The organism is Streptomyces sp. NPDC107471 (genome assembly GCF_055582845.1).
Window position 1 is genome coordinate 604,780 of the sequence record NZ_JBVJPC010000003.1, and the last position, 25,222, is coordinate 630,001.

The window sequence follows — 25,222 nt, forward strand, 5'->3', positions numbered from 1 at the left end:
CATGATCAAGACTGCCCCCGTCCGTGAGCCCCCGCCAGGAGCGCCCCGTGCCCACCCCCGTCGAGACCGACGTCCTGATCGTAGGCAGCGGCCCGGCCGGAGCGTCCGCCGCGCTCGCGCTGAGCACCTACGGCGTGCCGAACATCGTCGTCACCCGCTACGCGAGTCTCGCCGACACCCCCCGCGCGCACATCACCAACCAGCGCACGATGGAGGTCCTGCGCGACCTCGGCGTGGAGCAGGACGTCGTCGCACGGGCGACCCCGCAGCACCTGATGGGCAACACCACCTTCTGCACCAGCCTGGCCGGCGAGGAACTGGGCCGGGTGCGCTCCTGGGGCAACGACCCGCTCGTCCAGGCCGCCCACGAACTCGCCAGCCCCACCCGCATGTGCGACATGCCGCAGCACCTCATGGAGCCGGTCCTCGTCGACGCGGCCGTCGCCCGCGGCACCGGCCTGCGCTTCGAGACCGAGTACCTCTCCCACACCCAGGACGCCGACGGCGTGACGGTCACCGTGCGGGACCGGCTGCGCGGGGACTCGTACGAGATCCGCGCGAAGTACCTGGTCGGCGCGGACGGCGGCCGGTCGAGGGTCGCCGAGCACGCCGGGCTCCCGATGGGCGGCCGGATGGGGGTGGCCGGCAGCGTCAACATCGTCTTCGAGGCGGACCTGACGAAGTACGCCGCGCACCGCCCCTCCACCCTCTACTGGGTCCTCGCCCCGGGCGCCACCGTCGGCGGCATCGGCGCGGGCCTGGTGCGCTGTGTCCGGCCCTGGAACGAGTGGCTGATCGTGTGGGGGTACGACGTCACCGCGGGCTCCCCCGACCTGACCACCGAGTACGCCGAGTCGGTCGTACGGCAGTTGGTCGGCGACGACGAGATCCCCGTGACGATCAGGTCGTCCTCGGCCTGGACCGTCAACGAGATGTACGCGGAGACCTACTCCCACGGCCGTGTCTTCTGCGCCGGGGACGCCACCCACCGCCACCCGCCGTCCAACGGCCTCGGCTCCAACACCTCCATCCAGGACTCCTACAACCTCGCCTGGAAGCTCAAGCTCGTCCTCGACGGCACCGCCGCCCCGAAGCTCCTCGACACCTACACCGCCGAACGCGCCCCCGTGGGCAGGCAGGTCGTCACCCGGGCCAACCGGTCCATCGGCGAGACCGCCCCGATCTTCGAGGCCCTCGACGGACTCGCCCCGCAGACCCCCGAACAGCTCTGGGCCAACATCGCCGCCCGCAAGGACGCCACCGAGGCCGCCGAGAAGCAGCGCGCGAAGCTCCGCGACGCGATCGCCTTCAAGGTGTACGAGTTCAACGCGCACGGCGTCGACCTCAACCAGCGCTACACCTCGGCCGCCGTCGTCCCCGACGGCAGCCCCGCGGAGACCTTCGCCCGCGACCCCGAACTCCACCACCAGCCCACCTCCCGCCCCGGCGCCCGCGTCCCGCACGCCTGGATCACCTCCGGCACCCGCACCCTCTCCACCCTCGACACCGTCGGCAAGGGCCGCTTCACCCTGCTGACCGGCATCGGCGGCGAGGGCTGGCTCCGGGCCGCCGAGGCGCAGGACGTCGAGATCGCCACCGTGGTGATCGGTCCCGGGCAGCGGTACGAGGACCCGTACGGCGACTGGGCGCGCCTGAGCGAGATCTCCGACGCCGGCGCCCTGCTCGTACGGCCCGACGGCTTCGTCGCCTTCCGGCACGCGACCGCGGCCCCGGACGCCGAAGCGCTCCTGTCGGACGCGCTGCGCCGGATCCTCGGTCACACCTGAGAACGCGCGACCATGGCAGAAGCGGACCGCCGTCGAGCAGGAGGAGCCGGGATGACCAGCGACGCGATCGGAACCAGCGTCACCGAGGAGGCCGTCGCGAGCCTCCGTGCGACCGCCGACCCACGACTGCGCGAACTGCTCGCCGGTCTGATCGGCCATCTGCACGACTTCGTGCGCGAGACCCGGCTCACCCAGGAGGAGTGGGAGAAGGCGATCGCCTTCCTGACGGCGACCGGCCGGACGTGCACGGACACCCGGCAGGAGTTCATCCTGCTGTCGGACGTCCTCGGCCTCTCCATGCTCGTCGAGACCGTCAACGGCGACCGCGCGCAGGGCGCCACCGAGTCCACCGTCCTCGGCCCCTTCCACATGACCGAGTCACCCGTCCGGGAACTCGGCGACGACATCGACTTGGTCGGCGGCAGCGAGCCGTGCGTGGTCAGCGGCCGGGTGCTGTCCGCCGACGGCACCCCGCTGCCCGGTGCCGTCCTCGACGTCTGGCAGGCCGACGACCGGGGCTTCTACGACGTCCAGCAGCCCGAGGTGCAGCCCGCGGGCAACGGACGCGGACTGTTCACCGCCGACGCCGAGGGCCGCTTCTGGTTCCGCACCTGCGTCCCGGCGCCGTACCCGATCCCCACCGACGGCCCGGTCGGGGACCTGCTGCGCGCGACCGGCCGGCACCCCTACCGGCCCGCGCACATCCACTTCATCGTCGGCGCCGAGGGCCACACCCCCGTCACCACCCACATCTTCGTCGCCGGCAGCGACTACCTCGACTCCGACGCCGTCTTCGCCGTGAAGCAGAGCCTCGTGCAGGACTTCACGACGACCGACGCCCCGTCCCTGGCAGCGGAGTTCGGCATGCCGAACCCGTTCCGGCACGCCCGCTTCGACCTCGTGCTGGAGCCGAACGCATGACGTTCTCGGGCGAGTTCACCTACGAGAGCCGGCCCGGGCGGGTCGTCTTCCGGCCCGGCGCCGCCGTCACCGCGACCCCCGGCGAGGTCGAACACCTGGGACTGCGGCGGGTGCTGGTGGTCTGCGGCAGCCGGGGCGAGTCCGTCGCTCGGGCGGTCGCGGCAGCCCTCGGCGACTCCTGCGCGGGGCTGCACGCAGAGGCCCGTATGCACGTGCCCGCCGAGGACGCCGAGCGGGCCGTGGCGGTGGCCCGTGCGGCCGGCGCCGACGGTGTCGTGGCGGTCGGCGGCGGCTCCTCCATCGGCCTCGGCAAGGCGATCGCCCTGCGCACCGCACTGCCCCTGATCGCCGTGCCGTCGACCTACTCGGGCTCCGAGATGACCCCCGTCTGGGGCCTGACCGAGGGCGGCGCCAAGCGCACCGGCCGCGACCCGGGGGTCCAGCCCCGCAGTGTCGTCTACGACCCCGAGCTGACCCTCTCCCTGCCGGTGCCGCTCACCGTGACCAGCGGCGTCAACGCCCTGGCGCACGCCGTCGAGGCGCTCTACGCCCCGGACACCTCGCCGTTGATCGCGCTGATGGCCCAGGAGGGCGTACGGGCGATGGCGCAGGCGCTGCCGCAGCTCGCGTCGAGGCCCGACGACCTGGACGCGCGCGGCCGGGCGCTGTACGCGGCGTGGCTGTGCGGGACCTGCCTCGGCGCCACCACCATGGGCCTGCACCACAAGCTCTGCCACGTCCTGGGCGGCACCTTCGGTCTGCCGCACGCCGAGACGCACACGATCGTCCTGCCGTACGCCCTCGCGTACAACGCCCCGGCCGTTCCCGACGCGTTGACCGCGCTGGGCCGGGCACTCGGCGCCGACGACCCGCCAGGCGCCCTGTGGGACCTGGCCGGCCGCCTGGACGCCCCGCGCTCCCTCGCCGAACTCGGCCTCGCGGAGGCCGACCTGGCGGAGGCGGCCGTACAGGTGGCGGGACAGCCGTACGCCAACCCGCGTCCCGTGACGGTGGACGGCGTGCGGGCGGTGCTCCGGGCGGCCCACGCGGGCCACCGGCCCTGAGCACCGCGGCACGACAGCAAGTCCCCTAGGAAAGGTGAACATCATGGCCCTCGCACTCCTCCGGCGCCGGCGGTCCAAGGCTGCCCTTGCCGAGGCGGCGGGCCTCTCCGTCCCCCTCCCGGAAGGCGCGGGCGCCGTGGCCCGCGAGATCGTCGACCCGATGGGCTCGCCCATGCCGGGCGCGGACGTCACCGTCACCGCCCTGGACACCCACCGGGTCGCTGCCCGCGGGACGACCGACCCGTACGGCTACTTCGTGGCCGTGCTGCCGCCCGGCCGCTACAGCCTGCTGGCCGCCGCCGAAGGGCTCCAGCCGCACCGCGAGACGCTGGAGGTCGGGCCGAGCGGCCCGGCGCCCGCCGAGCGGGTCTGGCTCCAGCCGGCCCAGGCCCTCCAACTCCCCTCACCCGGGGTCTGGTTGTTCGATCCGCCGCACACCGCGATCCGCTTCATCGCCAAGCACGTGGGCATGGCGCACGTCCACGGCCGGTTCGAGCGTTTCGAGGGCGGCATCCAGGTCGCCCAGGACATGTCCCAGTCCCGCGTCCAGGTCCGCATCGACGCCTCCAGCATCACGACCGGCAACACCACCCGCGACAACCACCTGCGCTCCGGCGACTTCCTCGACGTGGAGCGGTTCCCGCACATCGACTTCGTCAGCAGCCGCTTCGCCTACCGGGGCGGCAGCAAGTGGACCCTGCAGGGCACCCTGACCATGCACGGCGTGAGCCGCTCGGTCGCCCTCGACACGACCTACCTGGGCACGGTCAACGGCGGCTACGGCGAGGAGCTGCGCTGCGCGGCCCTCGCGACGGCGGAACTGCACCGCGAGGACTACACATTGAACTGGCGTTCGATGCTGGCCCGGGGCATCGCGGTCGTCGGTCCCACGGTGCAGTTGGAACTGGACGTGCAGGCGATGTACCGCACCCACGACACGCCGACCCCGCCGGAGTAGACGCGTACGGCGGGGGCATTGTCGGACCCGGTCGGTACGGTCGGCCCATGAGAGCCGACGGAACATTCAGCGTGACAGCGTTCGTGCCGACCGGGACGGTGCCCGAGCCCGCCGTGGCCACCGGCCTCCCGGTCGGGGTCGCGACGATGGAGAAGCAGTTCGAGGGCGAGGTCGCCGGCCGCTCGGCGACCTTGTTCACCGCCGCCTACGACCAGGAGTCCGGCGTCGGCACCTATGTGGCCATGGAGTCCTTCGAGGGCTCGGTGCACGACCGGGCGGGCGCCTTCAACTTCGCCCACTCGGCGACGACTTCCGGCAGCGACCGCAGCGCGGAGTTCTTCACGATTGTCCCCTCCAGCGGCACCGGGGACCTGGTGGGGATCTCCGGCACCGGGGGTCTCACGGTCGACGCCGACGGCACCCACCGGATCTGGTTCGACTACGAGCTCGGCTGACCCCCGGGGGGCAACTCGGCGCCGGCGAAGGGCACATCGCGCCCCGGACGCCCCACAGCTTCACGGAAAACTCACAAGACCCCACTGACACTTTATGTTTCAAGCGTTACGCTCGCCGTCGTTCGAGTGCTCGGGGGAGCGGCCGGGCCGCCATGGCACTCCCTCCCCCCACGGCTCAGGAGACCGGCGTGAGTGACGGCGACGTAGTGGTGATCGGCGGCGGCTATGCGGGCGTCCGGCTGGCGAGACGGCTGGACCCGACCGCCCGGGTCACGCTGGTGGACCGCAAGGAGGTGTTCTTCCACCGCATCTCCTCCCTGCGCGCGGGAGTCCGCAAGGAGTGGAGCGCGACCCCCTTCATCCCGTACGACCGGCTGCTGCGCCGTGGCCGGGTCGTCGTCGGCAAGGTGGTGGGCATCGACACCGCCGAGCGGCGCGTGCTGCTGGGCGACGGCATCCGGCTGCCCTACGACGTGGTGGTGATCGCGACCGGCGCCGACTACCCGGAACCGGCCCGCTTCACCGGGAGCACCACCGAGGAGGCGATGAAGGCCTTCGCCGAGCACCAGCAGAGGATCTCCCTCGCCGAGCACGTCCTCGTGGTCGGCGGCGGGCCCTCCGGCGTCGAACTCACCGCCGAGATCCGGCTGGCCCGCCCGGACGCCCGGGTCACGCTCGCGCACGCGGGATCCGCGCTGCTCGACGGCACCGGCAGCGAACGGGCCGCCCGCAAGGCCCGCGCCTGGCTGGAGGCCCACGACGTGGAGGTACGGCTCGACTCCTTCATGTCCCCGGGCAGCGACTTCGGCACCTACCGCGACGCCCGCGGCGACGTCCTCACCGCGGACCTCTCCTTCTGGGCCACTGGCACCACGCCGAACACGCTCTGGCTGCGTCTGTGCGGTCACGGAGCCTGGCTGACGCCCTCCGGCCATGTGAGGGTCGACCGGGCGCTGCGGGCCGAGGGGCAGGTGGACGTCTTCGCGGTCGGTGACGTCAACGACGCCACGGAGCTCAAGATCACCCCGGCGGCGCTCGCCCAGGCCGACCTCGCCGCCTGGAACATCCGCGCCCACCTGAACAGTTCGGGCCGGCACCGCAAGGAGCCCCGCTTCTACCGGTCCATGCACCGCACCCCGCTCATCGTGCCCTTCGGCCCGGCCGACGGGGTCACCATGCTGCCCGTGCCGGGCGGCGAGACGGCGGTGCTCGGCAGCCGCACCAGCACCCTGGCCAAGGCGAAGACCCTGATGACGCCCTACATGCGGCGCCAACTCGGTTACACGGCGGGGTGAGGGGCGTGGGGGCGGCGGCGTGCCGGGGGCCCCGCTGCACTCCCTCCGGGCGCAGGCCCCGTCACGCGTGCAGGACGTGCTGTGTGGGCCGGACCAGGCCCGACTCGTAGGCGAACACCACCGCCTGGACCCGGCCGCGGGCGCCGATCTTGGTGAGGATGTTGCTGACGTGGGACTTCACGGTGGTCGGGGCGATGGAGAGCCGGTCGGCGATCTCGGCGTTGGAGTCGCCGGAGGCCACCGCCGTGAGCACGTCGCGCTCGCGCCCGGTGAGGGTGTCCAGCCGGTTGCCCGGGGCGGAGTCCCCGACCGCCCGTCCGCTGCGGACGGCGTCGATGAGGGCGCGGGTCAGCCCGGGGGAGACGACGACGTCACCGGCGGCCACGACCCGGACCGCGGCGACGAGTTCGTCGGCGGTGGCGTCCTCCGGGAGGTGCCCCGCCGCTCCGGCGCGCAGGGCGCCGTAGGGGTGGGGGTCGTCGCCGCCGGTGAGCAGCAGGACGTGCGGGGCGTGCCCGTCCGGCGCGTGGGCGAGCCGGCGGACGGTCTCGACGGTGTCCGTGCCTGTGCTGCGGCCGTCCAGCAGGACGACGTCCGGCCGGAGCAGGGCGCTCAGCCGGACCGCCTCCGGCCCGTGCGCCGCCTCGCCGACGACGGACAGGTCGGACTGGGACTCGAGGAGCATTCGAAGGCCGACACGCTGAAGTGACTGGCCGGTGGCGATGAGGACGCTGGTCATGGCTGCGTGCTCCATCCTCGTCCAGCCCGCGAACATGCTGAACGAAACGGTTTCGTTCTCGTGGGAATCAGCGTAACCCCGCGACTATCGAAACGGGCGCGTCTCGATTGTGGGGTGGCTCACATCCCGCTCGCGTTTCCGCAGCCCCGCACGCCGACGCCACTGGTGAGGGCCGGGCCGGACACCAGTCGTGCAGGTCCGGGTAGGTGGACTCGGCGTGGCGCCACACGTCGTTCAGCGCTGGACGAGGGCGGCGGGCGGGTTCCAGTTGCCCGCCGCCGGCGCCTTCGCCTGTGCCGGGCCGGGGTCGCGGTGACGGCGGGTGCGGCGAAGCGCGAGCAGGGCGGCGACCACGGTGAGGAGACGCTCGACCCTCCAGTGGACCGACAACTCCGTCGACATCCACGCCGGGAACCTCGACTCCGGCGGCGCCCCGCAGTGCGCCCCCGACTGCGGCCGCTTCTTCCACCAGGACGGCAACTACGCGAAGTGCCCCGGCAGGGCGGCCCGCCACTACGACCAGTCGCTCTGGCTCACCAAGGGCTTCCAGGGCGGCGCCGGCGGGGACTGGGGCCAGCGTGTCGGTCAGGAGTACTTCACCGGGGCGCTCGCCCAGGAGAACATCCACATCTATCTCCACGAGGTCGGCCACACCTTCGGCCTCGACGACTGGACCCCGACCGGCCGGTGCTGCTTCCTGATGAAGGCGGGCAGCGCGGACCGGATCACCGACTTCGACACGTGGATGCCGCGCGACTTCTGGCGCCACCTGAAGAGCCGGTACGGCTACTGACGGCCCGGGCGCCCGACGGGTCCGCGTCCCGCACCACGGCAGGACCTCGCTAGCCGCTCTCCACCAGGCTCTGCGTGCCCAGCACCGAGATCAGCCGCAGCTTCTCGGCGGCCTCGGTGCCGGGCTCGGCCGAGTACACGAGGACATGGAGGTCGTTCTCCTCCACCCGGAGCAGGTCGCAGTCGAGGGTGAGCGTGCCGACCTGCGGATGCTCGATCGTCTTGTGCGAGGTGGCGAGACGGCCGACCACCCCCGCGTCCCACAGCTCGGCGAAACGCTCGCTCCTGGTGCGCAACTCCGCGATCAGCGCGGCGAGTTGCCGGTCGGCGGGATAGCGGGCGGCGGTCGCGCGCAGTTCGGCGACCATGCCCGCCTCGAAGACCCGCCGTTCCTGCGGGGTGTGCCGTACCCGGGTCGGCATCCCCGTGAAGTTGCGCCACACGCCGTTGCGTTCGAAGCCCCGCAGGACGGACGGATCACCCATCAGGGCCGCGTACAGCGGGTTGGCCAGCAGCAGCGTCATGGCCGCGTCGGAGACGGCGACCGCGGTGTCGACCAGCCGGTCCACCAACCGCTGCACGCTGGGCGTGATGAACCCGGGCACCACGTCCGGCCCCGGCGGCACGAGTTCCGCGAGACCGAAGAGATACGTCCGCTCGTCCCCCGAGAGCCGCAGCGCCCGCGCCAGCGCCTCGACGACCTGCACGGACGGGTTGGCCGCACGCCCCTGTTCGAGCCGCGTGATGTAGTCGGCCGAGATGCCGGCCAGCAGGGCCAGTTCCTCGCGCCGCAGCCCGGCCGCGCGCCGATGCCCCCCTGACGGGAGCCCGGCCGCGTCCGGAGGGACCCGGTCGCGCCAGCGTCGCAGCGCCTGTCCCAGTTCTGTTGCCGCCATGCTCCTCAGTCAACACCGTCGACCGCGCCTGTGCCTGGTACCGCCAGTCCCAGGAAGAAGGGTCTCCTGGCTGACCCGGCCGCGCCGCAGCAGCCTGGACGGCATGACGACAACACTCATCACCGGAGCGAACAAGGGCCTCGGCTTCGAGACCGCCCGCCGCCTGGTCGCCGCGGGCCACACCGTCTACGTCGGCGCCCGTGACCCCGAGCGCGGGCGGCGCGCCGCCGACGAGCTCGGCGCGCGGTTCGTCCGGCTCGACGTCACCGACGACGCCTCCGTCGAGGCCGCCGCCAAGACAATGGAGGCCGAGGGCGGCCTGGACGTCCTGATCAACAACGCGGGCATCGAGACCCGGACCGAGGACAACAGCGTGCCGGTCGCGTCGACCGTGACCGCCGACCAGATGCGCATCACCTTCGAGACGAACGTCTTCGGGGTCGTCCGCGTCCTGCACGCCTTCCTGCCGCTGCTCCAGCGCTCGGCCGCCCCCGTCGTGGTCAACGTCAGCAGCGGCCTGGGCTCACTGACCCACCTCTCCGACCCGGACCACCCCGCGCACTTCTACCCGGGCATCGCCTACCCGACGTCCAAGACCGCGGTGAACATGCTCACCGTGCAGTACGCGAAGGCGTTCCCGGCCATGCGGATCAACTCCGTGGAGCCCGGGTTCACCAGGACCGACCTGAACGGCAACACGGGCACGCAGACCGTGGAGGAGGGCGCCGAGATCATCGTCCGCATGGCGCAGGTCGGCCCGGACGGCCCGACCGGCGGCTACTTCGACGCCAAGGGCCCGCTGCCCTGGTGATCCCCGGGTGACCCGGCCGGTGGGACCCGTGGCTCAGACGACCCCGTCGGCGCGCAGGGCCGCGATGTCGTCGCCGGTGCGGCCGAGCTCGGTGAGGATCGCCTCGGTGTGCTCGCCCACCCCCGGGACCGGATCCATGCGGGCGGGCAGGCCCGCGAGGTCGGCCGGGGGCAGCAGTGCCTCCGCCGTGGCCCCGCCGGGGAGGGCGACCTCGTGCCAGCGGCCGCGGGCGGCCAGGACCGGGTGGTCGAGGAACGCGGCGACGTCGTTGACCCCGGCGCACGCGATGCCGATGCCCTCCAGCTCCTCCAGGACCTGCGCCGAGCCGGAGCGCGCGATCCGCTCGGCGACCACCGCGTTGAGCTCCTCGCGGTTTGCGACCCGGGCGGAGCCGGTGCCGAAGCGCGGATCGTCGGCCAGTTCGGGCTTCCCCAGGAAGGCGGAGCAGAGGACGGCCCACTCGCGTTCATTCTGGATGGAGAAGAGCACGTCCTTGCCGTCGGCGGCGGTGAACGCGCCGTACGGGGCGATCGTGGCGTGCTGGGTGCCCAGCCGCGGCGGCTGACTGCCTCCGTAGCGCGTGTAGTTGGCCGGCTGGCTCATCCACTCGGCCAGTGCCTCGAACAGGGACACCTCCACCGGGTGGGCCCTGCCCGTGGTGGCGCGGGTGTACAGGGCGGTCAGGATGCCGCTGTAGGCGTACATCCCGGCCGCGATGTCGGCGACGGAGATACCGACCCGCGCGGTCTCCTCGGCGGTCCCGGTCAGCGACACCAGGCCGGTCTGGCACTGCACCAGCAGGTCGTACGACTTCCGGTCGGCCCACGGGCCGTCCGTGCCGTACCCGGAGATCGTGCAGGGGATCAGCCGCGGCAGGCGCTCGGCGAGGACGTCCACGCCGAGGCCCAGCCGGCCGGCCGCGCCCGGAGCCAGGTTCTGCACGAACACGTCGGCCCCGTCGAGGAGTTGGTGCAGGATCTCCAGGCCGCGCGGGTCCTTCAGGTCCAGGGTGAGCGACTCCTTGGACCGGTTGAGCCACACGAAGTAGCTGGAGTGGCCGTGCACGGTCGTGTCGTAGCGGCGGGCGAAGTCACCGTCTCCCGGCCGCTCCACCTTGATCACCCGGGCGCCGAGGTCGGCGAGCTGACGGGTCGCGTAGGGCGCGGCCACAGCCTGCTCCAGGCTGATCACCGTGAGCCCGGACAGGGGAAACCGCGGCACGCTCATGCGGATCTTTGTACGGCCGGATCCGAGAGGGTGTCAACGACTGCCTCCCCCTGCGACCTGTGCCGTTCACCACCGGCCCGCCGAACCCGCCGTTCAGTTCTGCCGCTCCGGATGGCACAGCACCATCACCGCCCGCGCGACCAGCTCCCCGGCGCCGCCGAGTTCCTGGCGGTAGCGCTCGGTGATCTCCCGTACGGCCTCCACGAAACCGGGGTCGACCACGCGGGCCCGGGCCGGGGCGGGGAGCTCCCGGGTCATCTCGCGGCGGCGGGCCAGCAGCGCGATGATCTCCTCGTCGAGACGCTCGATCCGGGTGAGTGACATGTCGTCCCCGGGGGTGATCGCCTGGCTCGTCGTCACGCTCGATCTCCGTTCGCTGCGCGGAATGTGTCGCGTTCCTTCACGGCTGGTCCTTGAACACCTTGCCCGTGGCGGACGGCGGCAATTCCTCCGGAGGCCGGGGACTGTCTCAGGCCGGCACGCCCAAGGACTCCAGAGCCCTGACCAGCGGGGCGAGTTCGGGGTTGGTGGCGGCCTGGTCGAGGGCTTCGCGCAGGGCCTTCTCGTTGGTGGGGCGGGCTTGTTCGAGGAGGGTGCGGCCGGTGTCGGTGACGTCGGTGTAGATGCCGCGGCGGTCGGTGGGGCAGAGGTAGCGGGAGAGCAGGCCGCGGTCCTCGAGGCGGGTGACCAGGCGGGTGGTGGCGCTCTGGCTGAGGACGACGGCGTCGGCGACCTGCTTCATCTGCAGGTGTCCGCCCTCGCCGTCGTGCTGGCGGCCCAGGACGTCGAGCAGGGAGTACTCGCGCACGCTGAGGTCGTGGGCGGACTGCAGGGCCTTCTCGATGTGTGCCTCGATCCGTCCGTGCAGCAGGGAGAGCGCGCACCAGCCCTGGGCGAGGGCGGTGAGTGCGGGGTCAGTGGCGGTCATGGGGCCTGCTTCCTCCGTCCCGATACGGATACGCCCAGGATATTGCATCGCTGAAATTTCCGGCGTCTGCTTCTATAGTGCGCGCGCAACTATCCCCGTGAGTACTCGCGCACCCCTCGCAACCAGCTCCTCAAGCCACCCCCTCGCCCCGCAGAGAGCGACTCCCATGACCACGCCCCGGCCCTCCACCACGACCCTCTGGCGCCCGACCGGCCCCAAGGAGCTGGGCCTGGTCCGGGAGCTCGACTGGCGCGCCTGGCCCCCGAGGCTGCCCGAGCAGCCGATCTTCTACCCGGTCCTGAACGAGGACTACGCGATCAGGATCGCCCGGGACTGGAACGTCAAGCACGACGGCGCCGGCTTCGTGACCCGCTTCCAGGTCGAGTCGGACTTCCTCGGCCGCTACCCCGTCCAGCAGGCGGGCGGCCGCACGATCCTCGAACTGTGGGTCCCGGCCGAGGAGCTCGACGAGTTCAACGCGCACATCGTCGGCCGGATCGAGGTGGTGCACGAGTTCCGCTGAGCGCTCCGCACGCGGGGCACGGCGGCTCGTGGGGTCATGACCGGGGTTACGGCGTCCGTCCGGGGCACCGCCGTACGGCGGTGGTGGGCGCCGGAATGCCCGGGCGTTCGCCTACGACCTGCGGTGGGCCACCGGGGCCGCGGAGCCCCGGCCTTGACTTCGAGAGCACTCCAAGATCTACCGTCGGCAGGGTCGGCGAAGGTCCCGTGAACGGAGACGGCCATGCGCGTGGGCGTGCACATCAACCGGTTCAACCACCCCGCGGGCGCGCCCGCCCTCGGTGCCGAGCTCGCCGCCGCGGGCGCCGCGGCGGAGGCGGCCGGGGTGAGCTGGCTGTCGGTGATGGACCACTACTTCCAGATGGAGTTCAACGGCGGCGCCGAGGATCCCATGCTGGAGGCGTACGCGACCCTGTCCTTCCTCGCGGCCCACACCGAGACGGTCCAGCTCGGCGCGCTGGTGACCGGAGTGACGTACCGCCACCCCGGCCTGCTCGCCAAGATCGCGACGACGCTCGACGTGCTCTCCGGCGGCCGGGGCGCCCTCGGCATCGGGGCGGCCTGGTACGACCGGGAGCACGAAGGGCTCGGGGTGCCGTTCCCACCCCTCGCGGAGCGCTTCGAGCGGCTGGAGGAGACCCTGCGGATCTGTCTGCAGATGTGGGACCCGACGGCGAACGGCCCCTTCGAGGGCACCCACTACCGGCTCGCCGAGACCCTGTGCGTACCGGCCCCGGTCAGCACCCCGCACCCCGAGATCATGATCGGCGGCAGCGGCGAGAAGAAGACGCTCCGCCTGGTCGCCCGCTACGGCGACGCCTGCAACCTCTTCGCCACCACGCCGGAGGAGGTCGCGCACAAGCTCGACGTGCTGCGCGGACACTGCGACACCGAGGGGCGGGACTACGACGAGATCCGCAAGACCATGACCTGCTCGGTCGAGTCGACCGACGGCGGCGACCTGGACGACTTCACCCGGGACATGACCGGCTACGGCAAGCTCGGCGTCGACACGGTCATCCTCGCCCCGCGCACCGGCGCTCCCGCCGAGTGGATCGAGCGCTTCGCGGCACCCGCCGTACGACGGCTCGCGGACCTGGACTGATTCGCCGGCGCGGCGGAGGGCCGGCTGCGGGAGACGACGCGGGTGCCGGGGCCGTCTGTCACGCGGGCCTGGACTGATCCGTCGGTGCGGCGGAGGGCCTGCTGCGGGAGACCACGCGGGTGCCGTGGCCGTCCGTCACGCGGACCTGAAGCGAGCCGCACGCGCAGCGGGTCCAGACCGTCCCGCCCGTCGCCGTGCCGTGCCGGGACACCACCTGGAAGGGCTCGGCGTCGTCGGGCCAGGCACAGTGCGGGCAGACCGCGCGGGTGGTGCTCGTCATGGTGACTCCTCCAACCTCGGGACCGGGTACGGCCGTCGCGACACAGCCCAGGATGCTGCGGAGTCTTCGTTCACGTCCAGGTTGACTTTCCGCACGTCACCTTGAAGCGTGGGCTTCATGATTGACCTGCGCCGGCTCCATGTCCTGAGGGCGGTCTCGCACTACGGCACGGTCACCGCGGCCGCCCGCGCCCTGCACTTCACCCCGTCCGCCGCCTCCCAGCAGATCCGTCAGCTCGCCCGCGACCTCGGGGTGGACCTCCTCGAACCCCAGGGCCGCGGGGTCCGTCTCACCCCGGCCGCCGAGAGCCTGCTCGCGCACGCCGACGCCATCCAGGTCCGTTGGGAGCAGGCCGAACTCGACCTGCGCGCCGACCGCGACGAACCCGCGGGACCACTGCGGGTGGGCGGCCTGTCCGTGTCCGTGCCGGCGCTGCTCGCCCCGATGGCGGTCCGGTTGCGCGAGCGGCACCGCAGGCTGACCGTCAGCGTCCAGGAGACGGGCGTACCGGAGAGCTTCGACCTGCTCTTCGAGGGGGAGATCGATCTGGCGGTCGTGGAGGCGACTCCGCACAACCCGCCCATGAGCGACCCCCGCTACGACCAACAGCCCCTGCTGGACGACCCGTTCGACCTGGTCGTAGCCGCGGACCATGCGCTGGCCGGGCGGGACCGGGTGGATCTCGCGGACGCGGCCCAGGAGGACTGGGTCGCCCCCTTCGCGGACAGCCCGTGCCGCACCCACGTCGTGTCGGCCTGCGGTGCGGCCGGCTTCACCCCGAGCGTGGTCCACCACGCCCAGGACTGGAACGTCACCGCGCACCTGGTCGCCCACGGCCTGGGCGTGGCGCTGATCCCCCGCCTCGCCTACCTGACCGCCGACCTGCCGATCACAAGGATCCGCTGTGCGGGCAACCCCCATCGGAAGCTCCTGACCTGCACCCGCGCGGGAACTCACCAACGCCCGGCGATCGTGGCGGCGCTGGGGGTTCTGCGGGACCTGGCACGCACGGCGGCGGCTTGAGACGGCGCGAGCGGGACGCGCCCGCAGGGGCGCGGGGAACTGCGCGATCAGCCCCCACCGGCCCGCAGACGACACGCAAGGGGCCGGAGTTCGAAAACTCCGGCCCCTTGTCGGAAACCGTTCACGCACCGCGGGTTCAGGCGGCCGCGACCTCGCCCGTGTTGCTGTGGAGCTGGGCTACGACCTCGGTGAGCTGCGCGGCCACCTCGGCGTCGTCGGCCGGGTGGGTCTCGGCGAAACGGACCACAGAGCCCGGGATGGAGAGCTTGACGTCCTCGAGCACCTTGCCGCCGGCGATGCCCACGGCCTTGCGGGTCTCGTCCTGCGCCCACACGCCGCCGAACTGGCCGAACGCGGTGCCGACCACGGCGACCGGCTTGCCGCCGAAGGCACCGGCGCCGTACGGGCGGGACAGCCAGTCGATGGCGTTCTTCAGCACGGCGGGGATGGTGCCGTTGTACTCGGGGGAGAAGAGCAGGAACGCGTCGGAGGCCTGCGCGGCCTCACGCAGCTTCGCGGCGGCCGCGGGGACGCTGCCCTCGACGTCGATGTCCTCGTTGTAGAACGGGATCTCGGCGAGGCCCTCGTAGAGCACGACCTCCGCGCCCTCGGGGGCGTGCTTGACGGCCGCCTCGGCGAGCTGGCGGTTGTGCGAACCGGCGCGGAGGGATCCGACGAGCGCAAGGATGCGAACAGACATGCGTAACTCCAGGGGTGGTGAAACACGGCGTTAACGTTCCGGACCGGGGTCCGTTTTATTTTCTAGCACCTTAAACGGACCGAGGTCCAGTTGTCTTCCCGATGCTTTACGCTGGCTTCATGTCCGCGACCCTGCCGCCGTTCCCGAAGCCTCAGGAGCCCTTCGACAAGCCGCAGCTCCTGGAGGTCGGTTCCGCCCCCGACGAGCCCTGCCTGCGCGCCGACGCGGCCCGCAACCGCGCCCGGCTGCTGGAGGCGGCGACCCGGCTGATCGCGGAGCACGGTGTGGCGGGAGTCACCATGGAGGCGGTCGCCACCGCGGCCGGGGTCGGCAAGGGCACCGTGTTCCGCCGTTTCGGCGACCGGACCGGACTGCTCATGGCGCTGCTGGACCACTCCGCGCGCACGCTCCAGGCGGACTTCCTCGGCGGCCCGCCGCCGCTGGGCCCCGGCGCACCCCCGGTCGACCGGCTGCGGGCGCTCGGCACGGCCCTGCTGTACCGCTACGCCGAGCAGCTCGACCTGCTGCTGGCCGCGCAGTCGGAGCCGACCCGCCGCTACTCCCACCCCTCGGCCCGGGCGCTGCACATGCACACCACGATGCTGCTGCGGCAGATCCTCCCGGACGCCGACTGCGACCTGCTCGCCCAGACGCTGATGGCGTATCTCGACCCGGCTCTGATCCACCACCTCACCCATCAGTGCGGCATGCCACTGGAGCGCCTGGAGGCCGGCTGGAGCGACCTCGTCGCCCGGGTGACCGGCACGGACGTGCCGCGCTGAGCCGAGGCGCAACCCCACATGTGGGCGCCGTCACAGCTTCTGCAAAGATGACGATCGTCATGGTGCAGATACAGAACACGTCCGCGTCCCCCGTCACGCGCCCGGTTCCCACGAGCGCCGATGTGGCCCGCCTGGCCGGCGTCTCGCGCGCGACCGTCTCCTACGTCCTCAACAACACCAGTGCCGTCCGGATCAGCGAGCCCACGCGCCGCCGTGTCCACGACGCCGCCAAGGAACTCGGGTACGTCCCGCACGCGGCCGCCCGCAGCCTGCGCGCCGGGCACAGCCGGATGGTCCTGATGCCGGCCCCGTCCATTCCGGTAGGCCCCCTCTACAGCCAGTTCATCAGCGAACTCCAGTGGGCCCTGGGCCGGTTGGACTACACCGTCGTGCAGTACGGCAGTGTCGGTCTCCAGGGCGACGAGGCGGCCCGCGCCTGGGCGGAGCTGCGCCCGGTGGCCGTGCTGGTGCCCGGTGCGGGGCTCGGCCCGCAGGGCGTGGCGCTGCTCCGGCGCTCCGGTGCCCGCGCGGTGGTCACCCTCGGTCCCGAGGCGGTCGAGGGGGCCCACGCCCTGCTCATGGACCACGCGGGCGTCGGCCGCAGCGCCGCCGAGCACCTGTACGCCCGGGGCCGGCGCCGGATCGGCGTCGTAGTGCCCGAGGAGACCGGCCTTGAGGCGTTCTCGCTGCCGCGGCTGGCCGGTGTGCGCAGCGCCCTGCACGGCACGGACGCCACCCTGACGGAGCTGCCCCTCGCCTTCGAGGAGCAGTCCGCGGCGGGGCTGGCGGCCCGCTGGCGGGACCTCGGTCTGGACTCCGTGTTCGCGTACAACGACGAATACGCGATGCTGTTAATGCGGGCCCTCCAGGATGAGGGCGTGCGCATACCGGAGGACACGGCGGTGATCGGTGCCGACGACCTGCTCCTCGGGCGGCTGCTGCGGCCCCGGCTGAGCACGGTCCACCTCGAGCTCCCGTCCGGCCGTGACCTCGCAGAACTGGTCGACCGCGCGGTGCGCGAACCGGGCGCCGCGACCGAGACGCACACGGTGCTGGGTGCCACGGTCGTGCACCGCGACTCCAGCTAACGCAGGGAGGCCCGCCATGCGCACCACGGTCGGGATCATCGGCGGCGGCCCCGCCGGACTGCTCCTCGCCCGCCTGCTGCACCTGGCCGGCGTCGACTGCGTGGTCCTGGAGAGCAGGACCCGGGAGTACGTCGAACACCGCCAGCGTGCCGGGATGCTGGAGCAGGGCACGGTCGACGCGCTGCGCGGGTGCGGCGCCGCCGACCGGCTGGACGCCGAGGGGCTGGTCCACCAGGGCATCGAGCTGCGGTTCGCGGGGGAGCGGCACCACCTCGACTTCCCCGTGCTCACCGGCGGCCGTACGGTCACGGTCTACGCCCAGACCGAGATCGTGAAGGACCTCGTCGCGCTCCAACTGGCCGAGGGCCCACCGCTGTTGTTCGAGGCGCAGGCCCTGGCCGTGGAGAAGCCGGAGAGCGACGCCCCGCGCGTACGGTTCCGGCACGAGGGCCGTGAACAGACCCTGACCTGCGACTGGGTCGCCGGCTGCGACGGCTTCCACGGCGTCTCCCGCGAGGCCTTCCCGGCGTCGGCGAGCCGGACGTACGCGCACGACTACCCGTACTCCTGGCTCGGGATCCTCGCCGATGTCGCCCCGTCCTGCGAGGAGTTGATCTACGCCCGCGGGGAGAGCGGCTTCGCGCTGCACAGCATGCGTTCGCCCTCGGTGTCCCGGCTCTACCTCCAGGTGCCCAACGGCACCGCGGCGGACGACTGGTCCGACGAGCGGATCTGGGACGAGCTCGACGCCCGCTTCGCGATCGATGCCGACTGGACCCTCGCCAGGGGGCCGATCACCGCCAAGTCCGTGACCCCGATGCGCAGTCACGTCCACGAGCCCCTGCGCCACGGCCGTCTCCTGCTCGCCGGCGACGCCGCGCACATAGTGCCGCCGACCGGGGCCAAGGGGCTCAACCTCGCCGTGTCGGACGTATCCGTCCTCGCTCGGGCCCTGACCGATCTGCACCGCACAGGATCAACACAACTGGTCGACAGATATTCGGAGTTGTGTCTTTCTCGTGTGTGGCAGGCCACGCGCTTCTCGTATGACATGACTAGGATGTTGCACGCTCAACCAAATGGGGACGCGTTCGAGAGCCGGATGCAGCTCGCACGGCTGCGCCGCATCACCGCATCCCGCCACGCGGCCGCCGAACTGGCCGCCAACTACACGGGACTACCGCTCCCGGTGTGAGTCCCACCGGTGATCGAACGGAGAGCCGTCATGTCGTTGCTCGAACCGAAGAGCTGGCAGCCCCACCCCCTGTCGGGACCCGAGTACGCGGTCACCGAGCCCGCCACCGGCGACACGCTCGCCACCGTCACCCTCGCCACCGCCGCCGACGTGGAGCGCTCCGCCGCGGCCGCCCGCACCGCCCAGACCGAGTGGGCCCGCCTCCCGCACTTCGTCCGCGCCGGAGTCCTGCGCAAGGCCGGCGACCTGTTCGCCGCGCACGCCGAGGAACTGCGCGGATGGCTCGTCCGCGAGTCCGGGTCCATCCCCGGCAAGGCCGACTTCGAACTGCACGTGGCCGCCCAGGAGTGCTACGAGGCCGCCGCCCTCGCCTCCCGTCCGGCCGGCCAGGTGCTGCCGAGCGAGGCGCCCCGGCTGTCCTACACGCGCCGCGTCCCGGTCGGCGTCGTGGGAGTGATCGCCCCCTTCAACGCCCCGCTGATCCTCTCGATCCGCTCGGTCGCCCCGGCCCTCGCCCTCGGCAACGCGGTGATCCTGAAGCCGGACCCGCGCACCGCGGTCTGCGGCGGAGTCTCCCTCGCCGCGGTCCTCGCCGAGGCCGGACTGCCCGAGGGCCTCTTCCACGTCCTGCCGGGCGGCCCGGACGTCGGCCAGGCCCTGGTCGCCGACCCGCGGATCCCCGTCATCTCCTTCACCGGATCGACCGCCGCCGGCCGTGCGGTGGGAGAGGCGGCCGGACGCCACCTCAAGCGCGCCCACCTGGAACTCGGCGGCAACTCCGCCCTGATCGTCCTGGAGGACGCCGACATCGAGGCCGTGATCTCCACGGCGGCCTGGGGATCCTTCTTCCACCAGGGCCAGATCTGCATGACGACGGGCCGCCATCTCGTCCACGAGTCGCTGTACGAGGAGTACGTCGAACGGCTGGCCGCCAAGGCCGACTCGCTCGCCGTCGGCGACCCGAACCGGGAGCAGGTCCACCTCGGCCCCATCATCGACGACCAGCAGCTCGCCAAGGTGCGCGGGCTGGTCGAGGCCAGCACCGCGCAGGGCGCCAAGCTGGCCGCCGGCGGCACGCACGACAGGCTGTTCTACCGGCCGACGGTCCTCGCGGGCCTCGACGACAGCACCCCCGCCTACGCGGAGGAGGTCTTCGGACCCGTCGCGCCCGTACGGTCCTTCAGCAGCGCCGACGAGGCCGCCGCCCTGGCCGCCGCGGGGCCGTACGGCCTCTCGCTCGGCATCGTCACCGGGGACGCGGCCCGCGGTCTTGACCTGGCCGAGCGGATCCCGACCGGGATCGTGCACATCAACGACCAGACCGTGAACGACGAGGCGGTCGCGCCCTTCGGCGGCATCGCCGCGTCCGGCACCGGCGCCCGGTTCGGCGGCGAGGCCAATGTGGAGGCCTTCACCGACGTGCGCTGGACGACGGTACGCGCGGACGTGGCGACCTATCCGTTCTGAGGACTACTCGCCGTTCTGCTCGGCCTGGGCCTGCTGCGCGGCCACGGACTTGCGGACCTCGTCCATGTCCAGCTTGCGGGCCTGCCCGATGACGTCCGTCAGGGCCGACTCGGGCAGCGCGCCCGGCTGGGCGAACACCGCGACCTGGTCGCGGACGATCATCAGCGTCGGGATCGACTGGATGCCGAAGGCCGCGGCCAGCTCGGGCTGCGCCTCGGTGTCCACCTTGCCGAACACCAGGTCGGGGTTGTCCTCGGCCGCCTTCTCGTAGACCGGCGCGAACTGGCGGCAAGGACCGCACCAGGACGCCCAGAAGTCGATCAGGACGAACTCGTTGTCCGTGACCGTCTGGTCGAAGTTCTCCTTGGTGAGCTCCACGGTGCTGCTCATGACGTGATCCCTCTTCCTGGTCTCGGAGCGAAGCCGTCGGCACAACACGGCCGGTCGGCCCCGTATTCCTTGACGTCCACCCCTGGGTATGCGGCGCGCGTACCCCTGGTGGCCCGAGCGCACACCACCCACCAGACTGGGCCCATGACGGAAACGGAAAACATCGCCTCCAGTACCTACGACGTGGTGGTGCTCGGTGCCGGGCCCGTGGGGGAGAACGTGGCCGACCGCACCCGCGCGGCCGGTCTGTCCACCGCGGTCGTGGAGAGCGAGCTGGTCGGCGGAGAGTGCTCGTACTGGGCCTGCATGCCCAGCAAGGCCCTTCTGCGGCCGGTGATCGCACAGGCGGACGCACGCCGCCTGCCGGGCCTGAGCGCCTCGGTGCAGGGCCCCCTCGACGCGGCGGCGGTCCTCGCACGCCGGGACTACTGGACCTCGAACTGGCAGGACGACGGCCAGGTCGGCTGGCTGGAGAGCGTCGGCGCCGAACTCCACCGCGGCCACGGCCGCCTCAGCGGAGAACGCACGGTGACGGTCACCGGCCCCGACGGCACGCAGAAGGTGCTGACCGCCCGGCACGCCGTGGCCGTCTGCACCGGCACCCGTGCGGTACTGCCCGACCTGCCCGGCCTCGACGAGGTCAAGCCCTGGACCAGCCGCGAGGCCACCAGCGCCAAGGCCGCGCCGGGGCGGCTCGTCGTGGTCGGCGGGGGCGTGGTCGCCACCGAGATGGCCACGGCCTGGCAGGCCCTCGGCTCCCGGGTGACCCTCCTGGTGCGCGGGAAGGGCCTGCTCAACCGCATGGAGCCGTTCGCGGGCGAGCTCGTCGCCGAGGCGCTCACCGAGGCGGGCGTCGACGTCCGCACCGGCACCTCGGTCGAGTCGGTCACCCGTGAGAACGGCACGGTCGTGGTCGTCACCGGCACCGGCGACCGCATCGAGGCCGACGAGATCCTCTTCGCCACCGGACGCGCCCCGCGCACCGAGGACATCGGCCTCGACACGATCGGCCGGGAACCCGGTGCCTGGCTGGAGGTCGACGACAGCCTCCGCGTCACCGGCAGCGACTGGCTCTACGCCGTCGGCGACGTCAACCACCGCGCGCTCCTCACCCACCAGGGCAAGTACCAGGCCCGCATCGCCGGTGCCGCGATCGGCGCCCGCGCCTCCGGGGCCGAGGTCCACGCGGACCCGTGGGGCGCGCACGCCGCCACCGCCGACCACGACGCCGTGCCCCAGGTCGTCTTCACCGACCCGGAGGCCGCCGCCGTGGGCCTCTCCCTGGCGGAGGCCGAACAGGCGGGCCACCGCGTCCGTGCGGTCGACTACGACCTCGGCTCGGTGTCGGGCGCCGGCCTCTACGCCGACGGCTACCGCGGCCGGGCCCGCATGGTCGTCGACCTGGAACGCGAGATCCTCCTCGGCGTCACCTTCGTCGGCCCCGGCGTCGGCGAACTGATCCACTCCGCGACGATCGCGGTCGCCGGGCAGGTCCCGATCAGCCGGCTGTGGCACGCGGTCCCGTCCTACCCCACGATCAGCGAGGTGTGGCTGCGCCTGCTGGAGGCCTACCGGGACAACTAGGGCAGCTCGAAGCCGAGGGACGCGGCCGCCTGCTCCGGCGTCGGCTGCGTCCAGTGCTCGGCCATGGCCTGCTGCGAGGAGAGCGAGCGCGGCTCCGCGCGGTCGAGGTAGAGCACACCGTCGAGATGGTCGGTCTCGTGCTGGACGATCCGCGCGGGCCAGCCGCTGAACACCTCGTCGACCGCACGGCCGTTCTCGTCCGCGCACCTCAGCCGGGCCTCGGCGGGCCGCGCCACCACGGCCTGCCATCCCGGCACGCTCAAACACCCCTCGAAGAACGCCACCCGCTCGGTGCCGACCGGCTCGTACGACGGGTTCACCAGGACCCGGAACGGCAGCGGCACCCGTCCGCGCGCCAGCCGGACCTCCTCCGGCACCGGCGCCGGGTCCTCGACGACCGCGATGCGCAGCGGCACACCCACCTGCGGGGCGGCCAGGCCCACACCGGGCGCCGCGTGCATGGTGGCGCGCAGGGCCTCGACGAAACGGGACAGGAGCGCGGAGTCCAACTGGCCGTCGTAGGGCTCGGTGCCGTGCCGCAGGACCGGTTCGCCGGCCGCCACGATCGGCAGCGGGCCGTCCGTGGCCAGGAGTTCCTCGACCAGCTCGGCAAGGGGGGTGCGGTGACTCGGGGTTGCCATCGCGCCAGGATGTCATGAAGGGCCTTGTGACGCAGGTCACTTGAGGGGCCGGGAACTCCACCCGTCCTCCCTCCGACTACTGGACCGACCCCGTCCCCAGCCCTCGGAGAAGCCGCCGATGTCCATCGCCCCCTCGACCACCAAGGACGAGGTCCCGCAGCCGGCCGCCCCCGCGCCGGCCCCCAGCAGATGGGCCCCGCTGCGCCCGCTCGTCCTGCGCCTGCACTTCTACGCCGGCGTGTTCGTCGCCCCCTTCCTGCTGATCGCCGCCGTGACCGGCTTCCTGTACGCCGGTGCCTTCCAGGCCGAGAAGATCGTCTACCGGGACGAGATGACCGTCGCCGCCGTCGGCGACAGCCAACTGCCCATCTCCCGACAGGTGGACGCGGCACGCAAGGCCCATCCGGAGGGCACGGTCTCGGCGGTGCGGCCCGCTCCCGAGGCCGACGCGACGACCCGGGTGATGCTCTCCGGCGTGCGGGGCGTCGACCCCGACCACACCCTCGCCGTGTTCGTCGACCCGTACACCGGCAAGGTCCGCGGCGCGCTGGAGCAGTACGGCGCCACCGGCGCGCTGCCGCTGCGCACCTGGATCGACGAGTTCCACCGGGACCTCCACCTCGGCGAGAACGGCCGCCTCTACAGCGAGTTCGCCGCGAGCTGGCTCTGGGTGATCGCGGGCGGCGGCCTCGTGCTGTGGTTCTCCCGCCGCCGGGCCCTGCGCAAGGTGCGCGGCACCAGCGGGCGGCGCCGCACCCTGGGGCTGCACGGCAGCGTCGGCGTCTGGGCCGCGGCCGGCTTCGTCTTCCTGTCGGCGACCGGACTGACCTGGTCGACGTACGCGGGCGCCAACATCGACGAACTGCGCACCTCGCTCGGCCAGTCCACGCCGTCGGTCTCCGCGTCCGCGGGCGGCGACCACGCGGGCCACGGGGCGTCGTCGGCGGCCGGGGGTGCCGAGCACGGGGTCGGCCTCGACAAGGTGCTGGCCGCCGCCCGCGCCGAAGGGCTCGGCGACCCCGTCGAGATCGTGCCGCCCGCCGACGATTCGTCGGCCTATGTCGTACGACAGGTGCAGCGGAGCTGGCCCGAGAAGCAGGACTCGGTCGCCGTCGACCCCGCCGACGGGCAGGTCACCGACACGCTGCGGTTCGCGGATCACCCGCTGCTGGCCAAGCTGACCCGGTGGGGCATCGACCTGCACACCGGCGTCCTGTTCGGGCTGGTCAACCAGATCGCCCTGATGCTGCTGGCGCTCTCGCTGGTCCTGCTGATCGTGTGGGGCTACCGGATGTGGTGGCAGCGCGGCCGGGGCTCCGCCTTCGGCCGGCCGATCCCGCGCGGGGCCTGGCAGCAGGTGCCGCCGCAGATCCTGGTGCCGGCCGTGGTGGTCGTCGCCGTCCTCGGGTACTTCGTGCCGCTGCTCGGCATTCCGCTGGCCGGCTTCGTCGTCGCCGACGTGGTCCTCGGCGAGATCGCGCACCGGCGGGGCAGGCGGAACCCGGCCTGAGGCGTGCGCGGGTTCGCCTACCCGGTGAGGGCGGCGAGCTCCGCGTCGGCCCGCTCGGTGAGGAGGTTCAGGACGCGTCCGGCGACCGCGAGGTCCTCCTCGGGGATGCCGGCGTAGACACGGGCGGTGATGGGTGCGGTCTCGGCGGACGTCGTCGCGAACAGCTCGCGTCCGGCGTCCGTGATCCGCACCCCGGACGACTCGTGGGGGGCCAGGAGCCCCGCCGAGACCAGCTCGTCGACCACCGAGTGCGCCTGTGCCCCGTCGGTCTTCAGCGCGCCGACGACGTCCGCGGTGATGCGCTCGCGCTCGACGGGTCCCTCGGCGACGGCGGCCAGTCGCAGGGTGACGGACTGCTGGAAGGTCAGGCCGTGGCGGGCCAGGACGTTCTCGAGAAGCGCTCGGCCGGCGTAGTGGGCCAGCGCGATGGACCGGGGGCCGAGCAGGACAGGTGTGGTGGTCATGGCTGCTCCTTGAGGTTCTCGTTCGTCGGGTCGAGAGGGGCGTCGAGCAGGGTCGTCAGCTCACGCTTGAACTCCTTGGTGCGGGCGCTGCCCAGGCCGCCGAGCGGTGCCAGCAGTTGCTCCAGGAGCCCGTGGACGGTCTCGATGGCCTGCCGGGTCCGCTCGCGGCCCTCCTCGGTGAGCGCCAACTGCACCGCGCGCGGGTCGCGCGGGTCGCGGGCGCGCTCCAGGAGCCCGGCGCTCTCCAGGGAGCGCGCCAGTTTGGAGACGTAGAGCGGTTCGAGCCCGGTGCGGTCGGCGAGGCGTCGCTGGCTCGGGCGCTCGCCGCCGCGCTGCATGCCGTACAGCGAGGCCACCAGCGAGTACTGGGCGTGGGTCAGACCGAGCGGTGCCACCGCGCGGTCGACCGCGACCCGCCATTTCATCGACAGCCGCCAGACCAGGAAGCCGGGCGTCGCGCCCTCGGGTGCCGTACTCATGCTCGATACAGTACATGGCTACTATATCCATGGCTACTATTTTCGGGGCGCTCGCTGACCTCAGGCGGAGCGCACGCGAACCACCCGCGGACCGCCCGGGGTCAACCGCCTCCGAGCCC

27 protein-coding genes and 1 pseudogene are annotated in these 25,222 nt (G+C 72.5%); 17 read left to right on the top strand and 11 right to left on the bottom strand.

What is annotated here, in order from left to right:
* Window positions 1-47 precede the first annotated feature (47 nt).
* The 6 genes from ACZ66S_RS12250 (at window position 48) to ACZ66S_RS12275 (ending at window position 6,480) form a co-directional block, all read left to right on the top strand.
* Window positions 48-1,787 (top strand): FAD-dependent oxidoreductase, encoded by a 1,740-nt coding sequence (locus ACZ66S_RS12250; RefSeq protein ID WP_469901418.1) that lies wholly within the window; start codon window positions 48-50, stop codon window positions 1,785-1,787.
* Between the two features lie 51 nt (window positions 1,788-1,838).
* Entirely contained in the window at window positions 1,839-2,708 is an 870-nt protein-coding gene (locus tag ACZ66S_RS12255) for an intradiol ring-cleavage dioxygenase (protein ID WP_469901419.1), read from the top strand.
* The gene (locus ACZ66S_RS12260; protein ID WP_469901420.1) at window positions 2,705-3,772 is read left to right on the top strand and encodes a maleylacetate reductase; all 1,068 of its coding nucleotides are present in this window, start codon (window positions 2,705-2,707) and stop codon (window positions 3,770-3,772) included. The genes ACZ66S_RS12255 and ACZ66S_RS12260 overlap by 4 nt, the downstream gene beginning before the upstream one ends.
* 43 nt (window positions 3,773-3,815) lie before the next feature.
* Window positions 3,816-4,730, top strand: coding sequence for a YceI family protein (locus tag ACZ66S_RS12265; protein ID WP_469901421.1), 915 nt, complete (start codon window positions 3,816-3,818; stop codon window positions 4,728-4,730).
* Window positions 4,731-4,777: 47 nt separating this feature from the next.
* Window positions 4,778-5,185 carry a DUF3224 domain-containing protein gene (locus tag ACZ66S_RS12270; RefSeq protein WP_469901422.1) on the top strand — a complete coding sequence of 136 codons (408 nt, stop codon included), beginning with the start codon at window positions 4,778-4,780 and terminating at the stop codon, window positions 5,183-5,185.
* Between the two features lie 188 nt (window positions 5,186-5,373).
* On the top strand, window positions 5,374-6,480 hold the full coding sequence (locus ACZ66S_RS12275; protein ID WP_469901423.1) for an NAD(P)/FAD-dependent oxidoreductase: 1,107 nt from the start codon (window positions 5,374-5,376) through the stop codon (window positions 6,478-6,480).
* A gap of 61 nt (window positions 6,481-6,541) precedes the next feature.
* On the opposite strand, the gene ACZ66S_RS12280 is transcribed toward ACZ66S_RS12275, so the two are convergent.
* A complete protein-coding gene (locus tag ACZ66S_RS12280; RefSeq protein WP_469901424.1) occupies window positions 6,542-7,219 on the bottom strand; it encodes a LuxR C-terminal-related transcriptional regulator in 678 nt (225 codons plus the stop codon).
* Window positions 7,220-7,574: 355 nt separating this feature from the next.
* Between ACZ66S_RS12280 and ACZ66S_RS12285 the strand changes: the two are divergent.
* Window positions 7,575-8,012 (top strand): annotated as a pseudogene (locus ACZ66S_RS12285) (hypothetical protein); the annotation flags it as partial.
* A 49-nt stretch (window positions 8,013-8,061) separates the two neighbouring features.
* Here the strand turns inward: ACZ66S_RS12285 and ACZ66S_RS12290 are convergent.
* Window positions 8,062-8,907 (bottom strand): helix-turn-helix transcriptional regulator, encoded by an 846-nt coding sequence (locus ACZ66S_RS12290; protein WP_469901425.1) that lies wholly within the window; start codon window positions 8,905-8,907, stop codon window positions 8,062-8,064.
* Between the two features lie 103 nt (window positions 8,908-9,010).
* Between ACZ66S_RS12290 and ACZ66S_RS12295 the strand changes: the two genes are divergently transcribed.
* Entirely contained in the window at window positions 9,011-9,718 is a 708-nt protein-coding gene (locus ACZ66S_RS12295) for an SDR family oxidoreductase (protein WP_469901426.1), read from the top strand.
* A 33-nt stretch (window positions 9,719-9,751) separates the two neighbouring features.
* On the opposite strand, the gene ACZ66S_RS12300 is transcribed toward ACZ66S_RS12295, so the two are convergent.
* The 3 genes from ACZ66S_RS12300 to ACZ66S_RS12310 form a co-directional block, all read right to left on the bottom strand.
* Window positions 9,752-10,945, bottom strand: coding sequence for a CaiB/BaiF CoA transferase family protein (locus tag ACZ66S_RS12300; RefSeq protein ID WP_469901427.1), 1,194 nt, complete (start codon window positions 10,943-10,945; stop codon window positions 9,752-9,754).
* Window positions 10,946-11,038: 93 nt separating this feature from the next.
* Window positions 11,039-11,305 (bottom strand): chorismate mutase family protein, encoded by a 267-nt coding sequence (locus ACZ66S_RS12305; RefSeq protein ID WP_469901428.1) that lies wholly within the window; start codon window positions 11,303-11,305, stop codon window positions 11,039-11,041.
* Window positions 11,306-11,414: 109 nt separating this feature from the next.
* Window positions 11,415-11,873: a MarR family winged helix-turn-helix transcriptional regulator gene (locus tag ACZ66S_RS12310; RefSeq protein WP_469901429.1), complete on the bottom strand. Its 459-nt coding sequence runs from the start codon at window positions 11,871-11,873 to the stop codon at window positions 11,415-11,417.
* 166 nt (window positions 11,874-12,039) lie between these two features.
* Here ACZ66S_RS12310 and ACZ66S_RS12315 point away from each other — a divergent pair, with 166 nt between their 5' ends.
* The gene (locus tag ACZ66S_RS12315; RefSeq protein ID WP_469901430.1) at window positions 12,040-12,396 is read left to right on the top strand and encodes a hypothetical protein; all 357 of its coding nucleotides are present in this window, start codon (window positions 12,040-12,042) and stop codon (window positions 12,394-12,396) included.
* Between the two features lie 222 nt (window positions 12,397-12,618).
* On the top strand, window positions 12,619-13,500 hold the full coding sequence (locus ACZ66S_RS12320) for an LLM class F420-dependent oxidoreductase (RefSeq protein ID WP_469901431.1): 882 nt from the start codon (window positions 12,619-12,621) through the stop codon (window positions 13,498-13,500).
* Window positions 13,501-13,558: 58 nt separating this feature from the next.
* On the opposite strand, the gene ACZ66S_RS12325 is transcribed toward ACZ66S_RS12320, so the two are convergent.
* Entirely contained in the window at window positions 13,559-13,780 is a 222-nt protein-coding gene (locus tag ACZ66S_RS12325; protein ID WP_469901432.1) for a hypothetical protein, read from the bottom strand.
* Between the two features lie 117 nt (window positions 13,781-13,897).
* Here ACZ66S_RS12325 and ACZ66S_RS12330 point away from each other — a divergent pair, with 117 nt between their 5' ends.
* Window positions 13,898-14,803, top strand: coding sequence for a LysR family transcriptional regulator (locus ACZ66S_RS12330; RefSeq protein WP_469901433.1), 906 nt, complete (start codon window positions 13,898-13,900; stop codon window positions 14,801-14,803).
* A 136-nt stretch (window positions 14,804-14,939) separates the two neighbouring features.
* Here the strand turns inward: ACZ66S_RS12330 and ACZ66S_RS12335 are convergent, their stop codons facing one another.
* Window positions 14,940-15,503 (bottom strand): NAD(P)H-dependent oxidoreductase, encoded by a 564-nt coding sequence (locus ACZ66S_RS12335; protein ID WP_053847706.1) that lies wholly within the window; start codon window positions 15,501-15,503, stop codon window positions 14,940-14,942.
* Between the two features lie 101 nt (window positions 15,504-15,604).
* On the opposite strand from ACZ66S_RS12335, the gene ACZ66S_RS12340 reads away from it, so the two are divergent.
* From ACZ66S_RS12340 to ACZ66S_RS12355, 4 genes are read left to right on the top strand one after another with little or no spacing between them, the layout of a single operon-like run.
* A complete protein-coding gene (locus tag ACZ66S_RS12340; RefSeq protein WP_469901434.1) occupies window positions 15,605-16,285 on the top strand; it encodes a TetR/AcrR family transcriptional regulator in 681 nt (226 codons plus the stop codon).
* Between the two features lie 59 nt (window positions 16,286-16,344).
* On the top strand, window positions 16,345-17,373 hold the full coding sequence (locus ACZ66S_RS12345) for a LacI family DNA-binding transcriptional regulator (RefSeq protein ID WP_469901435.1): 1,029 nt from the start codon (window positions 16,345-16,347) through the stop codon (window positions 17,371-17,373).
* Window positions 17,374-17,389: 16 nt separating this feature from the next.
* Window positions 17,390-18,568 (top strand): 4-hydroxybenzoate 3-monooxygenase, encoded by a 1,179-nt coding sequence (locus ACZ66S_RS12350; RefSeq protein ID WP_469901436.1) that lies wholly within the window; start codon window positions 17,390-17,392, stop codon window positions 18,566-18,568.
* 30 nt (window positions 18,569-18,598) lie between these two features.
* Window positions 18,599-20,035 (top strand): benzaldehyde dehydrogenase, encoded by a 1,437-nt coding sequence (locus tag ACZ66S_RS12355; RefSeq protein ID WP_469901437.1) that lies wholly within the window; start codon window positions 18,599-18,601, stop codon window positions 20,033-20,035.
* A 3-nt stretch (window positions 20,036-20,038) separates the two neighbouring features.
* Here the strand turns inward: ACZ66S_RS12355 and trxA are convergent, their stop codons facing one another.
* Window positions 20,039-20,425: a thioredoxin gene (gene trxA, locus ACZ66S_RS12360; RefSeq protein WP_007386481.1), complete on the bottom strand. Its 387-nt coding sequence runs from the start codon at window positions 20,423-20,425 to the stop codon at window positions 20,039-20,041.
* A 144-nt stretch (window positions 20,426-20,569) separates the two neighbouring features.
* On the opposite strand from trxA, the gene ACZ66S_RS12365 reads away from it, so the two are divergent.
* The gene (locus tag ACZ66S_RS12365) at window positions 20,570-22,009 is read left to right on the top strand and encodes a dihydrolipoyl dehydrogenase family protein (protein ID WP_469901438.1); all 1,440 of its coding nucleotides are present in this window, start codon (window positions 20,570-20,572) and stop codon (window positions 22,007-22,009) included.
* On the opposite strand, the gene ACZ66S_RS12370 is transcribed toward ACZ66S_RS12365, so the two are convergent.
* The gene (locus tag ACZ66S_RS12370; protein WP_469901439.1) at window positions 22,006-22,650 is read right to left on the bottom strand and encodes a peptide deformylase; all 645 of its coding nucleotides are present in this window, start codon (window positions 22,648-22,650) and stop codon (window positions 22,006-22,008) included. The two genes, ACZ66S_RS12365 and ACZ66S_RS12370, sit on opposite strands and share 4 nt — an antisense overlap.
* A gap of 118 nt (window positions 22,651-22,768) precedes the next feature.
* Between ACZ66S_RS12370 and ACZ66S_RS12375 the strand changes: the two genes are divergently transcribed.
* The gene (locus tag ACZ66S_RS12375; protein ID WP_469901440.1) at window positions 22,769-24,160 is read left to right on the top strand and encodes a PepSY-associated TM helix domain-containing protein; all 1,392 of its coding nucleotides are present in this window, start codon (window positions 22,769-22,771) and stop codon (window positions 24,158-24,160) included.
* A 17-nt stretch (window positions 24,161-24,177) separates the two neighbouring features.
* Here ACZ66S_RS12375 and ACZ66S_RS12380 read toward each other — a convergent pair whose 3' ends face one another.
* Both ACZ66S_RS12380 and ACZ66S_RS12385 read right to left on the bottom strand, forming a co-directional pair.
* On the bottom strand, window positions 24,178-24,624 hold the full coding sequence (locus tag ACZ66S_RS12380) for a MarR family winged helix-turn-helix transcriptional regulator (protein WP_469901441.1): 447 nt from the start codon (window positions 24,622-24,624) through the stop codon (window positions 24,178-24,180).
* A complete protein-coding gene (locus ACZ66S_RS12385; RefSeq protein ID WP_469901442.1) occupies window positions 24,621-25,103 on the bottom strand; it encodes a MarR family winged helix-turn-helix transcriptional regulator in 483 nt (160 codons plus the stop codon). Before ACZ66S_RS12385 ends, ACZ66S_RS12380 begins: the two co-directional genes overlap by 4 nt.
* Window positions 25,104-25,222 lie beyond the last annotated feature (119 nt).